The 13,398-nt window shown below is 52.1% G+C and carries 10 protein-coding genes; 3 read left to right on the top strand and 7 right to left on the bottom strand.

Annotated elements, in window-relative coordinates:
* The first annotated feature begins 146 nt into the window (after nt 1–146).
* Nucleotides 147–986, top strand: a complete 840-nt coding sequence (locus tag RT52_RS17640; protein WP_034816595.1) for a DUF6671 family protein — start codon at nt 147–149, stop codon at nt 984–986.
* Nucleotides 987–1,043: 57 nt separating this feature from the next.
* Here RT52_RS17640 and RT52_RS17635 read toward each other — a convergent pair whose 3' ends face one another.
* The 3 genes from RT52_RS17635 to RT52_RS17625 form a co-directional block, all read right to left on the bottom strand.
* A complete protein-coding gene (locus tag RT52_RS17635) occupies nt 1,044–1,694 on the bottom strand; it encodes an amino acid ABC transporter permease (RefSeq protein WP_024372505.1) in 651 nt (216 codons plus the stop codon).
* Nucleotides 1,691–2,449 carry a transporter substrate-binding domain-containing protein gene (locus RT52_RS17630; RefSeq protein ID WP_034803830.1) on the bottom strand — a complete coding sequence of 253 codons (759 nt, stop codon included), beginning with the start codon at nt 2,447–2,449 and terminating at the stop codon, nt 1,691–1,693. The genes RT52_RS17635 and RT52_RS17630 overlap by 4 nt, the downstream gene beginning before the upstream one ends.
* A gap of 125 nt (nt 2,450–2,574) precedes the next feature.
* On the bottom strand, nt 2,575–4,302 hold the full coding sequence (locus RT52_RS17625) for a phospho-sugar mutase (RefSeq protein WP_034816592.1): 1,728 nt from the start codon (nt 4,300–4,302) through the stop codon (nt 2,575–2,577).
* A gap of 98 nt (nt 4,303–4,400) precedes the next feature.
* Here RT52_RS17625 and RT52_RS17620 point away from each other — a divergent pair, with 98 nt between their 5' ends.
* Complete coding sequence (locus tag RT52_RS17620; RefSeq protein ID WP_034816590.1) at nt 4,401–5,216, top strand: sulfurtransferase; 816 nt, start codon at nt 4,401–4,403, stop codon at nt 5,214–5,216.
* Between the two features lie 17 nt (nt 5,217–5,233).
* Here the strand turns inward: RT52_RS17620 and RT52_RS17615 are convergent, their stop codons facing one another.
* The 4 genes from RT52_RS17615 to RT52_RS17600 are packed head-to-tail and all read right to left on the bottom strand — an operon-like array spanning nt 5,234 to nt 11,429.
* On the bottom strand, nt 5,234–7,666 hold the full coding sequence (locus RT52_RS17615; protein WP_034816588.1) for a glycogen/starch/alpha-glucan phosphorylase: 2,433 nt from the start codon (nt 7,664–7,666) through the stop codon (nt 5,234–5,236).
* Nucleotides 7,667–7,688: 22 nt separating this feature from the next.
* Nucleotides 7,689–9,128: a glycogen synthase GlgA gene (gene glgA / locus RT52_RS17610; protein ID WP_034803799.1), complete on the bottom strand. Its 1,440-nt coding sequence runs from the start codon at nt 9,126–9,128 to the stop codon at nt 7,689–7,691.
* Nucleotides 9,129–9,139: 11 nt separating this feature from the next.
* Entirely contained in the window at nt 9,140–10,240 is a 1,101-nt protein-coding gene (gene glgD / locus RT52_RS17605) for a glucose-1-phosphate adenylyltransferase subunit GlgD (RefSeq protein ID WP_051690313.1), read from the bottom strand.
* Between the two features lie 34 nt (nt 10,241–10,274).
* A complete protein-coding gene (locus RT52_RS17600) occupies nt 10,275–11,429 on the bottom strand; it encodes a glucose-1-phosphate adenylyltransferase (RefSeq protein ID WP_034816585.1) in 1,155 nt (384 codons plus the stop codon).
* A 152-nt stretch (nt 11,430–11,581) separates the two neighbouring features.
* Here RT52_RS17600 and RT52_RS17595 point away from each other — a divergent pair, with 152 nt between their 5' ends.
* Entirely contained in the window at nt 11,582–13,369 is a 1,788-nt protein-coding gene (locus RT52_RS17595; protein WP_034816582.1) for a transglycosylase domain-containing protein, read from the top strand.
* Nucleotides 13,370–13,398: the final 29 nt, after the last annotated feature.

Raw genomic sequence — 13,398 nt, 5'->3', positions numbered from 1 at the left:
TATTAATGTCCTTTACATGGGGTACAGATTAAATGTGGTTTCACTTCTTTTTTATTTCATACTGTTGAAAATATATTTACTTTGACTGAATCGCTCCTTTATATTTTTCAAAAGGAATCTGTATGTGAATAGAAAGGAAACGTGTGATGAGTTTTTTAAAAGATCGAGATGTTATGTTAGTCACAATGCACCAAAAAGAAATAGTTATAAAGCCCCTTCTTGAAGAACAGCTAGGATGCCGCTTATATGTAAATCAATTTGATACCGACCAGTTCGGAACATTTACTAGAGAGATAGGTCGGCAAGACTCACAACTCGAAACAGCACGAAAAAAAGCAAATATGGTCATAGAGCTGTCAAACCTACATGTTGGAATAGCCAGTGAAGGTACATTCGGATTTCATCCTCTTGCCCCTATTCCATGGAACACTGAATTGGTGTTACTAAAAGATTATGAACGAAATATTGAATTACAAGGTTATTACGAAGGAATCGATACAAATTTTAATCATACCGTCGTTCAAAACTATTCTTCCGCGCTTCAGTTCGTGAATGAAGTTGGGTTTCCAGACCATCACGTAATCCTCCGACCAGATGATGAACACTCTTCCGTTATATTAAAAAATATTGCGGATGAATCATCGCTGCAGGAAGCTTTTACGTATTGCTTAAACAAATCGACGAATCGACAAGTTTTTATAGAGACGGACATGCGGGCATACGCCAATCCAACCCGCATGAAAAATATTGAGATGGCGACGAGAAAACTAATTGAACAAGCAAATTCATTATGCCCAAAATGTGAAACACCGGGTTTCCGTGTCGTACGAAAAGTACCTGGGCGATTATGCGAGCAGTGTCATTCTCCTACTAAACAAATTGTGCGACATATCCACGCCTGCTCTACTTGTCACTATCAACTAACAGAATATCTTGATCCTGACGTATACGCCTCCCCGGCATACTGTGATTTTTGCAATCCATAATACAAAAAAGCAGTCATATCTCTCAACCGTAAGATGAGAAGTGACTGCTTTTTGTGCTTAACGAACCGCATAGCGACGTTCGAGACGATGCTGGCCCGCTTGAATGAGCGTCGACAAAATCCAATAAATCGTTGCCGAGAACAAGAGGAGCGGCATGACGAGATACGTCGTCGCGGCGATTTGATCCGAGACGTAGGTCAATTCTTGAACCGCGATGACCGAACCGAGCGACGTCGATTTGATGATATCGATCACCGAGTTCGAGACAGGTGGAATCGCACGCGACAAGGCTTGTGGGAAGATGATGTCTTTGAATCGTTTCCCACGCGGAATCCCGAGGGCGACACTCGCCTCGACTTGCCCTTTGTCGACCGAATGGATGGCCGCGCGGAACGCTTCCGAGATATACGCCGCGAAGTGGAGACCGAGTCCATAGATGAGCGCCTGCATGCCGCTCAACTGGACGAAGCCCGTCAATCCGACGTAAAGAATGAGCAATTGTAACAAGAGCGGGGTCCCGCGGAAGAACGAGATGTATAACCGCGTGAACCACCGGACAGGTTTGATGGGACTACTATGAAGCAACGCAATGATCAGACCGAGTACCAATGCAAGCAGAATCGATAGCACACTGGCGATCAACGTCAATTGCACGGCTTCAAGATAGACCGAACGGTTATCGATGACGGTCGTGATCAGTTCATTCATTGACTGATGTCCTCACCGAAGTACTTCTCTCCGATTTCCTCCATCGTGCCGTCTTCTTTCATTTCAGCGAGCGCTTCGTTCAAGCCTTCGAGCACGTCTGAGTCTTGACGGGCCATGAAGCCGGCTTGACTCTGGTTGAAGACGTCACCGACTGCTTTCACGTCGTAGCCCGTCTTCTCAAGCTCTGTCAAGATGAAGAGACGGTCGTTCAAGGCTGCGTCGAGGCGACCGACTTGAAGGTCTTGGAGCACTTGGTTCGCACCTTTGTAGAACTTCACTTCGGCGCCAGCTTCTTCAGCCATCTGTGCGTACACAGATCCTTGCGTCGAGCCGACGACTTTTCCTTCGAGGTCGTCGATGCCTTGGATGTCTTCGTTGTCTGATCCGACGATGACTTGTGCGCCTGAGATCGCGTACGGGTCAGAGAACGAATACTTCTCTTGGCGCTCTGGCGTGATGCTCATTTGGTTGGCGATCAAGTCGATCCGTTCCGCGTCGAGTGCCGGGACGAGTCCTTTGAAGTCCATCGCTTCGAATTCGAGCGTATAACCGGCCCGCTCTGCCGCTTCGTTCAAGACATCGATGTCGTACCCTGTGAGTTCACCTTTGTCTTTGTACGTGAACGGTGGGTATGTCGCTTCTGTCCCGACCGTGATGACCGTCTCTTCCGAACCGCTGTTCGTCTCTGAGCCGCAAGCTGCGAGCACCCCGAATGATGCGCCGAATGCGAGTACAGCCGTTAATGATTTCTTCATATAAATTCCACCTTCCTGATAATCCATATACGATTACATGGTTTTAAACAATATACTCATCATACTGACGGGGGCATACGTTGTCAAACAAAAACCACCACCCTCGTCAGGGCAGTGGTCAAACATCAATCGATGGCTTTCGCTTGCTTCATCACATCGCGTTCAATCGCTTCACGTTTCGCCGTCGTCTTCTCGGCACTGTCCGCGTGAACGCTGAAATAGAACTTGATTTTTGGCTCGGTCCCCGATGGACGGAGGCAGAACCATGAGCCGTCCTCAAAGATGAATTTGAGCACATTCGAAGACGGTAAGTCAATCGCTTCGGATTTGTTTTGACGCAGGTCGGTAGCGACTTGTTTCTTATAGTCCTCGAAACGGACGACTTCGTAGCCGCCGATTTCTTGCGGCGGGTTCGCACGGAACGCTTCCATCATCCGGCCGATTTGTTCAAGTCCCGCCTTCCCTTTAAGCGTCATCGACTGGAGCGACTCCTCATAGAAACCGTACTTTTCATACACGGCTTGGAGCGCATCATACAGCGTCCGGCCGTGCTGTTTATGGAAGGCAGCCATTTCGGCACCAAGTAAACATGCTTGGACGGCGTCTTTATCGCGGCAGAAGTCGCCAATCAAATAACCGTAGCTCTCTTCGTAACCGAACAAGAACTCGTATTCGCCCGACTCCTCGTACTGCTTGATCTTCTCGCCGATGAACTTGAAGCCGGTGAGCGTGTTCTCGAGATGGACCCCGTACGCCTTGGCAATCGCCGCCCCGAGTTCAGACGTGACGATCGTCTTGGCGACGAACCCGTTCGACGGGAGCGTCCCGGTCTCTACTTTTTGCGACAAAATGTAATCCATGAGAAGGGCCCCGGTCTGGTTGCCCGTCAAGACGAACCATTCCCCGCTTCGGTCTCGGACCGTGAAGCCGACACGGTCGGCATCCGGGTCCGTCGCCATCAAAAGGTCAGCCCCGACGCGGTCGCCGTATTGCATGGCGAGCTCGAACGCGGCCCGTTCTTCCGGGTTCGGGTAACTGACCGTCGGGAACGCACCGTCTGGCTCGGCTTGTTCTTCAACGATTGTCACGTGCTCGAAGCCATACGCCTTGAGCCCTTCCATGACGGGGCGACGGCCGGTGCCGTGGAGTGGTGAAAAGACGATTTTGAGCGGATCTCCTTGGACGTCGTGATGGATGCGAATCGACTGTAACGCCTCCATGTAGGCCGCGTCGACGGATGAATCGACCGTCACGAGCGTGCCGTCTGAACGAAGGCCCGCCTCTTCTTTCACTTCAATCAACAGTTCGTCTTCAATCGCATTGACGTATGAGACGAGTTCGTCGGCTTCTGCCGGCGGCAACTGTCCGCCGTCCGCACCGTATACTTTGAAACCATTGTACTCTGGAGGATTGTGGCTCGCCGTAATGACGATCCCACCAAAGGCGTTCAAGTGACGCACCGCAAACGATAGCTCTGGCGTCGCTCGGAGGCTCGGGAACAAGTACGTCTTAATCCCGTTCGAAGCGAGCGTCCGTGCCGCCTCGAGCGCGAACTCTGGTGAGAAGTGACGGGAGTCGTGCGCGATGACGACACCGTGACGTTTCGCCTCTTCGCCAGAAGCGGCGATGAAATCGGCGAACCCTTTTGAAGCTTTCCGAATCGTATAGATGTTCATCCGATTGGCCCCAGGCCCGATTTCGCCACGCATTCCGCCCGTCCCGAATTCGAGCGTCTTATAGAAGGCGTCTTCGAGTGACGTATCATCTTTCGCCATCTCCTCGAGCTCGACCCGAAGATGCGGCTCGAGCGCCTCGTGTTGTTTCCACCGTTCATACGTTTGTTGCCATGCCATGGTTAGTTCCCCTTTCGACATTTAAAATTCAATCGAAGTACTCGCCAATTTGTTCCATCTTGTATAGGATGGAAGTAACGAAACTTCGAGGTGATTCTATGTTCCCAACTATGCGTGCCCAAGAATTGAAACACATCGTCCACACGGATTCGATTCGCTTTATCGATTGCCGCTATTCCCTGAACGACGCTTCCTACGGGAAGTACGTGTATCGTCAAGGCCATCTCCCGAACGCGGTCTTTCTCGATTTGATGGAAGACTTGTCTGGTCCCGTTGAAGAGCACGGTGGCCGCCACCCGCTCCCTTCGAAAGAAGCATGGACGGCGACGCTCCGTCGCATCGGGATTCAAAAAGACGATTTGATTATCATTTACGACGACGGGTTCCCATACGCCGCGCGCGCCTGGTGGCTCTTCAAATGGGCCGGACATGAGCGCGTCGTTGTGCTCGAAGGCGGGATTCAAGCCGGTATCACATACTGTGGCGAGACGACGACAGAGATCCCGAACTATCCGGCGTCTGACTATGTCCCTCAATTCCAAGACGAGATGATTGCCACGATCGAAGACGTGAAGGCCGCACGTACGGCAGAGCTGTATGACTCCCGCACGGCCGACCGTTTCGACGGCAGCCACGAACCGATTGACCACAAGGCAGGACATATTCCGAACGCCCTCCTCTGTTCATATGCTGACGCCGTCACGGATCTCGGCACGTTGCAAGACTTTCATGATTTGAAAGAGCTTTACGTTGACGTGCTCGATGTCCCGAACCCAATCTTTTACTGCGGGAGCGGGGTCACCGCCTGTGTCAACATCTTAGCGTTACACGCCCTCGGCAAAGATGATGTCCGTCTTTACCCCGGCTCTTATTCTGACTGGATCTCTTATCCAGAAAACGAGGTCCACCCATAACGGGTGGATCTCGTTTTTTATTTCACGCTCGTCGGTTTGATGTTCCAAACCGCGTTCGCGTATTCCGTGATGGTCCGGTCGCTCGAGAAGATTCCCGATTTGGCCGTGTTGACGATTGAACTCTCGGCCCAACGCGCCTTATCGGCGAACACTTCCCCGGCCCGACGCTGTGCCTGCATATAGGAGGCGAAGTCTTTCAAGACGAGGAAATCGTCGTTGTAGACGAGCAGCGAATCAAAGATCGCCTGGAATTGATACTCACCGACCTTATCGAACGTTCCGTTGACGAGACCGTCGACGACATCACGTATTTCTTGGTTCGCATGATAGATGTCCGCCGCATGATAACCGCCGAACTTCTTGTAGTTCATGACTTCTTGCGGCGTCAAGCCGAAGATGAAGATATGGTCATCTCCGACCGCATCTCGAATCTCGATGTTCGCCCCATCGAGCGTCCCGATCGTGAGCGCACCGTTCATCATGAACTTCATGTTGCCGGTCCCTGACGCTTCGTAGCTCGCCGTCGAGATTTGCTCGCTCACATCAGAGCCTGGGAAGATTCGTTCTGCCATGGAGACGCGATAGTTCTCAAGGAAGACGATCTTAATGAACTGGCTCGCCCGTTTATCGTGATTGATCATCGTCGCGAGAGCGTTGATGTAACGGATGACTTCTTTGGCGTAATAGTAGCCTGGGGCTGCTTTCGCACCAAAGATGAACGTCCGCGGCACCATCGTGAACGTCGGGTCCGACTGAATCTTTTGATAGAGCGCATGGATGTGGAGCGCGTTCATAAGCTGACGCTTGTAGGCGTGCAGCCGTTTCACTTGAACGTCAAAAATCGAGTTCGGATCGACGGTGATGCCCGTCTCGTCTTGAATATATGACGCCAAATCGAGTTTGTTCTGTTGCTTCACGTCCATGACCTGCTCTTGGAAGCTCGCGTCTTTCGAGAAGCCCATCAACTTCTCTAGGTCGTTCGGATGTTCAATCCACGATGGGCCGACCGCGTCCGTAATCAAGTTCGAGAGGCGCGGGTTGGACTTGAGTAACCAACGACGGTGCGTGATCCCGTTCGTCTTGTTGTTGAAACGGAGCGGGAACATCTCATACAAGTGTCGCATCTCACGCTGCTTCAAAATATCCGTATGGATTTGAGCGACCCCGTTCGTCGAGTGCGAGCCGACGACGGCCAAATTCGCCATGTTGATATGCGCGTTCGAGACGATGGCGATTTCCCCCATGTGCGGCTCGAGATGCGGATAGTTGACGAGCACGTCGCGACAGAAGCGACGATTGATTTCTTCGATGATTTGATAAATACGCGGCAACAACCGCTCATACATCTCGACCGGCCACTTTTCGAGCGCCTCGGCGAGGAGCGTATGGTTCGTGAACGACATGACGCTCTTCGTCACACGCCACGCCTCGTCCCATCCGTAGCCGTGCTCATCCATCAAGATGCGCATCAATTCTGGAATCGCGACGACCGGGTGCGTGTCGTTAATGTGGACGGCGTAATGGTCACCTAGATGTTTAAGCGATTTGTTATGACGGAGATATGAGGCAATCATCGATTGGATGCCCGCCGACACGAAGAAGTATTGTTGTTTCAGGCGCAGCACTTTTCCTTCGTACGTCGTGTCATCCGGATAAAGGAATTCAGAAATCGTCGCAATCGACTGCTTATATTTGAGCAAGTCTTTGTATGACCCTTTCGTCCGTTCCATATACTCCTCATCGTCGTAAGGCGATTCGGCGTTCCATAGACGGAGTGTGTTGACGACATCATTTTTGTAACCGATGACCGGCATATCGTACGGGACGGCCCGGACGACTTCGTCCGGATGATGGACGACACGCAGACGGTCGCCGATTTGGCGCATCTCAATCCAGCCACCGAAGTTGACGTCGACTGCACGGTCGGCGCGGCGCGTCTCCCACATGTTGCCGTCGCGAAGCCAGTTATCCGGGAGCTCGACTTGATAGCCGTCGACAATCTTTTGCTTGAAGAGGCCATAGCGATAACGAATCCCGTTCCCGTGACCCGGCAGACTGAGCGCAGCGAGCGAGTCGAGGAAGCAGGCGGCCAATCGACCGAGTCCCCCGTTCCCTAGTCCCGGCTCCGGCTCGAACTCGGTGATTTCAAAGAAATCGAATCCAAGCTCCTCGAGACCTTCCTGAACGACTTCGAGCACGTCCATGCTGAGCAAGTTGTTGTAAAGGAAACGACCTAACAAAAACTCGAGCGAGAAATAAATGACTTGCTTGCTCTGTTTCTCTTCTTGCTTGTCGCGCGTGTTAATCCATTTCGGGATTGCTTGCTCACGCACCATCGTAGCCAACGTCTGATACACTTCCTGCTCGGTCCCTTCCTTGAACGATTTCCCGTTTAAGGCGACGAATCGGTCTTTAAACGAAGTGACGAAGCTCTGTTTGTCTGTGAACATATGTGTGTAAAACTCCTTCCAGTCATGCGAATAAGTGATAGAGCTCACGGTATTGCTTCGCGGATTGTTTCCAGCTGAAGTCCGCCGTCATCGTTTGATGGACAAGGGCATTCCACGTGTTGCGGTCATAGAAGACACGAATCGATTTTTCAATCGTGGCGAGCATTTCATGAGCGTTGTAGTTCAAGAACCCAAAACCGGTCCCTTCCTGCGTATATTCGTTGAATGGCTTCACTGTGTCACGAAGTCCGCCCGTCTCACGAACGATCGGGAGCGTCCCGTAACGCATCGAAATCAACTGGCTGAGGCCGCACGGCTCAAAGCGTGACGGCATAAGGAATGCGTCCGATCCGGCATAAATTAAATGGGCGAGCTCGATATCGAACCCGATATAAGAGCCGATTTTACCCGGATGGCGCGCCGTCATCTCATGAACGATCGCCTCATACTCAGGTTGACCTGAGCCGAGGAAGACAAATTGACAATCGAGGTTACCGAGCTCATCGCTCACCCCATTAATCAAATCGAGACCCTTTTGTTCGACGAGGCGGCTGACAAATCCGATGAGCATGACGTCATCCCTTACTTCTAACCCGAACCGCTCTTGAAGGGCACGTTTGTTGACGGCCTTCCCTTCTTTCACCGTGTCCAAGTCGTACGTCTTCGCGATGCGTTTGTCCGTGCTCGGGTCGTTCGTCGCCAAGTCGAGACCGTTTAAAATCCCACGGACGTCGACGGCGCGATGCCGGAGGGCCGCGTCGAGCCCTTCCCCGTAGTATGGCTCCATGATTTCATCACGATAAGACGGGCTGACCGTCGTGATTTGATCGGAATGGACGATTCCCGCCTTCATGTAATTGACGAGCCCGTTATGCTGAATCCCTTCGGCCGTGAAGTGTTCATGCCCGAATTGAAGTAATTCGCCGAGCACGTCTTCAGGGAAGATGCCTTGGTACTGAAGGTTATGGATCGTAAACACGGTGCGAATCTTTTGATACGCTTCGATATGTTGATAATGAATCCGTAAAAACGCCGGCACGACACCGGTCTGCCAGTCGTGGCAGTGGAGCACGTCCGGCACGAGCGTCTCGTCTAACTTCCCAATCATCTCGAGGGCGGCACGTGAGAAGAACGCGAATCGTTCCGCGTCGTCATAGTGTCCGTAGAGCACACCTTCGCGATTGAAATAGTATTCGTTATCGATGAAGTAGTACGTGATGCCATCGTGTTCGAGTTTGAGCACCGCGGCGAACTGCTTGCGCCAGCCGACCGGAACAATCAAATCGAATAAGTATTCCATCTTCTCGACGTATTCCTCAGCAATCGTGCCATACTTCGGCATGACGACACTGACTTCCTCACCAAGGCCAGACACCGCTTGAGGGAGCGAGCCGATGACATCGGCAAGCCCCCCCGTTTTCATGAACGGTGCCGCTTCTGAAGCGACATACCATATTTTCATAATATCCTCCTTCACACCGTTGTCCGTTTTCCGATGACGATCGGTTCATCGACCGTCCCTCGAATGACCTGTCCGCGTTTCACGACCACTTCTTTATCTAAAATGGCGTTCTCGACGACAGCGCCTTCTTCGATGATGGACTTGGATAAAATGATTGAATTTTTGACGCGGGCATGTTCGCTGATGACGACGCCGCGGAACAAGATACTGTTTTGCACTTCGCCGCTGATTTTACAGCCGTTGGCGACGAGCGCTTCATTCACTTTCGACCCTTTCAAATAACGCGTCGGCGGTTCGTGCTTGATCTTCGTATAGATGTGCGGGAAATCATAGATGATTCCCTCATGACGAAGCAAACGCATACTTTCATTATAGTACGAAAGAACCGAATGGATGACTTGCATTTTACCTGTATAGTGGTAACCGTGAACGTGTAAGCGATGGAGCTGCGGGCGAATCACGCCGTCGAGTAAATCATACTCGCCACGTGACGTCGCCTCATCGACGAGTCGAAGGAACAAGTTCTTCGACATGATGATCGTCTCCGTGTATGCGTACTCGTCGTCCGGGCTAAAGCCCCGCTCCGAGATGCCGACGACACGGTCGTTCTCACCGAGACGAATCGGGCGGCAGTACCCACACTTTTGCTCGTGCCCGGTATAGGCGAGCGTAATGTCCGCGCCCATCGATTTATGGTGCTTGAGCATGTCTTGGAAGTCGATTGTCGTCAAGACGTTTGAGCCTGTGATGACGACGTACGGCTGTTTACTGCGTACGAAGTGTTCGCGGTGCATCGAGAAGTTTGCCAAGTCGCCCAAATAAGCTTCCCCGTCCGGCTTTAACGCCGGTGGGAAGATGTGAAGGCCGCCTTGCGAACGGTCAAGGTCCCACTCTTTCCCTGAACCGACATGGTCCATGAGCGAGCGATACTTGTCGAGCGTGAAAATCCCGACTTGATTGATGCCTTGCGTAATCATATTCGTCAATGTGAAGTCAATGAGTCGATAACGTCCAGAGAACGGGACGGACGCCAAATTGCGATGTCCCGTAAACTCTGGAAATAATCCTTCTTCGGTCCCTAAGTTGATGACCCCTAACAAATCATTCGTCAACAATAACGCCTCCTTGCGTCGGTCTTTTTTAAGTTCAAGCACGTTGTTTGAATACTGCTCCGCTCTCGATGTTTTCGTGAGGTTCAATGACAACAATCTCACCACCCGGCTCGCCGATTGTCGCTCCGTCTTCGATGACGGCACAGCTTGCGACGATGGCTCGATGAATCGTGACATCTTTTCCGATGCGAGCCCCCGGCATGATGACAGAGTCTTTGACGAGTGACCCCTCGCCGACACGCACGTCGTAGAATAAGACGGAGTGTTGGACTTCCCCTTCGATTTGACAGCCTTCGTTAATGACCGACTGTTCGACGCAGGCGTCTTTCCCGATGTATTGCGGTGTCTGGTTCGGGTTGACTGAATACATCTTCCAGTTCGGGTCGTATAAGTCGAACGGTGGATCTTCCTCTAACAAGTCCATGTTCGCTTCCCAGAGCGACTGAATCGTACCGACGTCTTTCCAGTAACCTTTGAACTTGTAGGCGAAGACGTCAAGTCCGTCGAGTAGCGTATTCGGAATGATGTTCTTCCCGAAGTCAAAGCTTGACGTCTCATCTTCCGCGTCTTGAATCAAGTGCTCCCGAAGCACTTTCCAGTTAAAGATGTAAATCCCCATCGAAGCCAAGTTGCTCTTCGGTTTTTCAGGCTTCTCCTCAAACTCTTTAATGCGGAGGTCGTCGGTCGTGTTCAAAATCCCGAAACGAGGGGCTTCGTCCCACGGCACTTCCATGACCGAGATGGTGACGTCCGCTCCTTTTTCTTTATGGAAATCGAGCATCTTCTCGTAATCCATTTTATAAATATGGTCACCCGACAAAATCAAGACGTACTCTGGATCGTAATCGTCGATATAGCTCAAGTTTCGATAAATCGCGTTCGCTGTACCTTCGTACCAGTTTTTCCCCGATTGTGCCTGGTATGGCGGCAAGATGGCCAAGCCTCCGTTGCGGCGGTCCAAATCCCATGCCGACCCGATGCCAAGATAACGGTTCAGTTCAAGCGGTTCATATTGTGTCAACACACCGACTGTCGTAATTCCCGAATTCGTACAGTTCGATAATGGGAAATCGATGATTCGGTACTTCCCTCCAAAGTGGACAGCCGGTTTCGCCGTCTTACGCGTAAGGGGCCCGAGTCGCTTCCCTTCCCCTCCCGCGAGGAGCATCGCAACCATTTCTTGCTTCATAGTACAGCCTCCTAAATTCATAATATAAACCTCTTTTACCCTTTTTCGCTGTTTCCTAATGTATTCCTGCCCAAATTATTATATGATAACGTTTACATTTTGAAATTTGTTGAAAGATTGACGATATAATGAATGAAGAGAGGGGTGAGCGAATGCGGGCATGGGTAGGAACACTCTTTTTTGCCGGACTGATCGCTGTCGGATTTACCGTGAGCAGTGCGTTGAAAGAGGAAATCGAACAAGCGAAGACGATTGTCGCGTGGGGCGAGGAGACCGTCGAAACGGCGCCGTTGTCGCCGAAGCACGCCGTCACCCTCGCCTATAAAGGCGGGGCTGAGACGCTCTATTTGAGCGGGCGCCGCGATGACGTCTCTCTAGACGGGCTACCCGACCACATTCGTGACGCCATCATAATCATTGAAGACCGCAAGTTCAACGCCCATCCAGGTTACGACTTGAGCGGGATCGCCCGGGCGTTTATCAATAACGCCAATGAGACATCGGTCCAAGGCGGGAGCACGATTACGCAGCAGCTGGCGCGAAACGTTTACTTGACGCACGAGCGGACGTACGAACGAAAAGTGAAGGAATTGATGATCGCGCGGGCGCTCGAAAAAAATTATAGCAAGAAAGAAATCATCACTTCGTATAGCAACGTGATTTTCTTCGGGCATAACGTATACGGCATCCAATCCGCGGCCGACACGTACTTCTCGCGTCCGCTCGAGGACTTGAACTGGAACCAAATCGCCTATTTGCTGACGGTGCCGAACAATCCATCCTTGTACGACCCGCTCAACCCGTCCGCGGCGTTTTACGAACGAAAAGACCGCATCTTGACGCAACTGAAAGAAGCCGGGCTCGTCTCAAAACAAGCTTATGACGCGGCACATGGCGTGAAACTGAAAGCCAGCTATAAACGCCACGAGATTCGATATCCCGACTACATGGATGCCGTCATGAAAGACGCGATTCGGCTCGTGCGAACCCGGTACGACCTAGACGAAGAGGCGGCGCGCGACTACTTGGCAAGCAATCAGGCGACAGTCGAGACGTACTTGTCCGTCGCACGCCAGATGGCTGCGAAACGGGAGTTAAGTGAATTGCCTGCCGGACTGAACGGCGGCTATGCCGAACTGACGCCGAACGGACGAATCGTCGCCCTCGTCGACTCGGAAATGAAGCAAAGTGGCGAGTTCAACCGTTCGACGCAAGCGTTCCGACAACCAGGGTCGGCCATCAAACCAATTCTCGTCTTTGCCCCGTTCATCGAGGAGACGAACGCGACACTCGATACGATGCTCGACGGCCGTCCCGTCTGTTACGGGACGTATTGCCCGACCAATAGCGGCAATCGCGTCCTGAGCGACGTCACGTTCCGCGATACGGTCGCCTATTCGTTCAACACGCCGGCGCTTGCCGCGTTCAATCAAATCGACCAACAGGCGGCTTACGCCACGGCTGACCTTATGTTCAGCCAATGGGATCCTGATAAAGACAACAGTATGGCGAGCGCGCTCGGAGGGTTGACACAAGGTGTGTCCCCGAAAGAACTGGCGGCTGCGTATACGCCGTTTTTGAACAACGGGGTCTACGTCTCCGGCCAAACGATTAAAGAGATTCGGTTCGCCTCGGGCGCCCCGACAATTAGCCCGAGCATGACGAAACAAGCCATCTGGTCAGAAGAGACAGCTGCGACGATGCGACAAGCGTTGTCGGCTGTCACGACGTACGGGACGGGTCGCTATGCCGGGCAAATCAAGCGTCCGTATGTCGGTGGTAAGACCGGAACGACGAACGCCCACAAAGATATGTGGTACGTCGGATTGACAGATGAGACGATCACCGCGATTTGGCTCGGGGCGGATACCCCACGTCCGTTCCCAGAACTCGCCAACCGTGCCTATCCGGCCATCGTCTGGACAGAGGCCCATCGATAAAGAGGCTGGGACATAACTAGCCAGTTCTA

The sequence above is a fragment of the Exiguobacterium alkaliphilum 12/1 genome, from assembly GCF_000714435.1.
In the GTDB taxonomy this organism is placed as follows: domain Bacteria; phylum Bacillota; class Bacilli; order Exiguobacteriales; family Exiguobacteriaceae; genus Exiguobacterium; species Exiguobacterium alkaliphilum.
The sequence above is the reverse complement of the archived record's forward strand: the minus strand, read 5'-3'. Positions and strand labels throughout refer to the sequence as shown.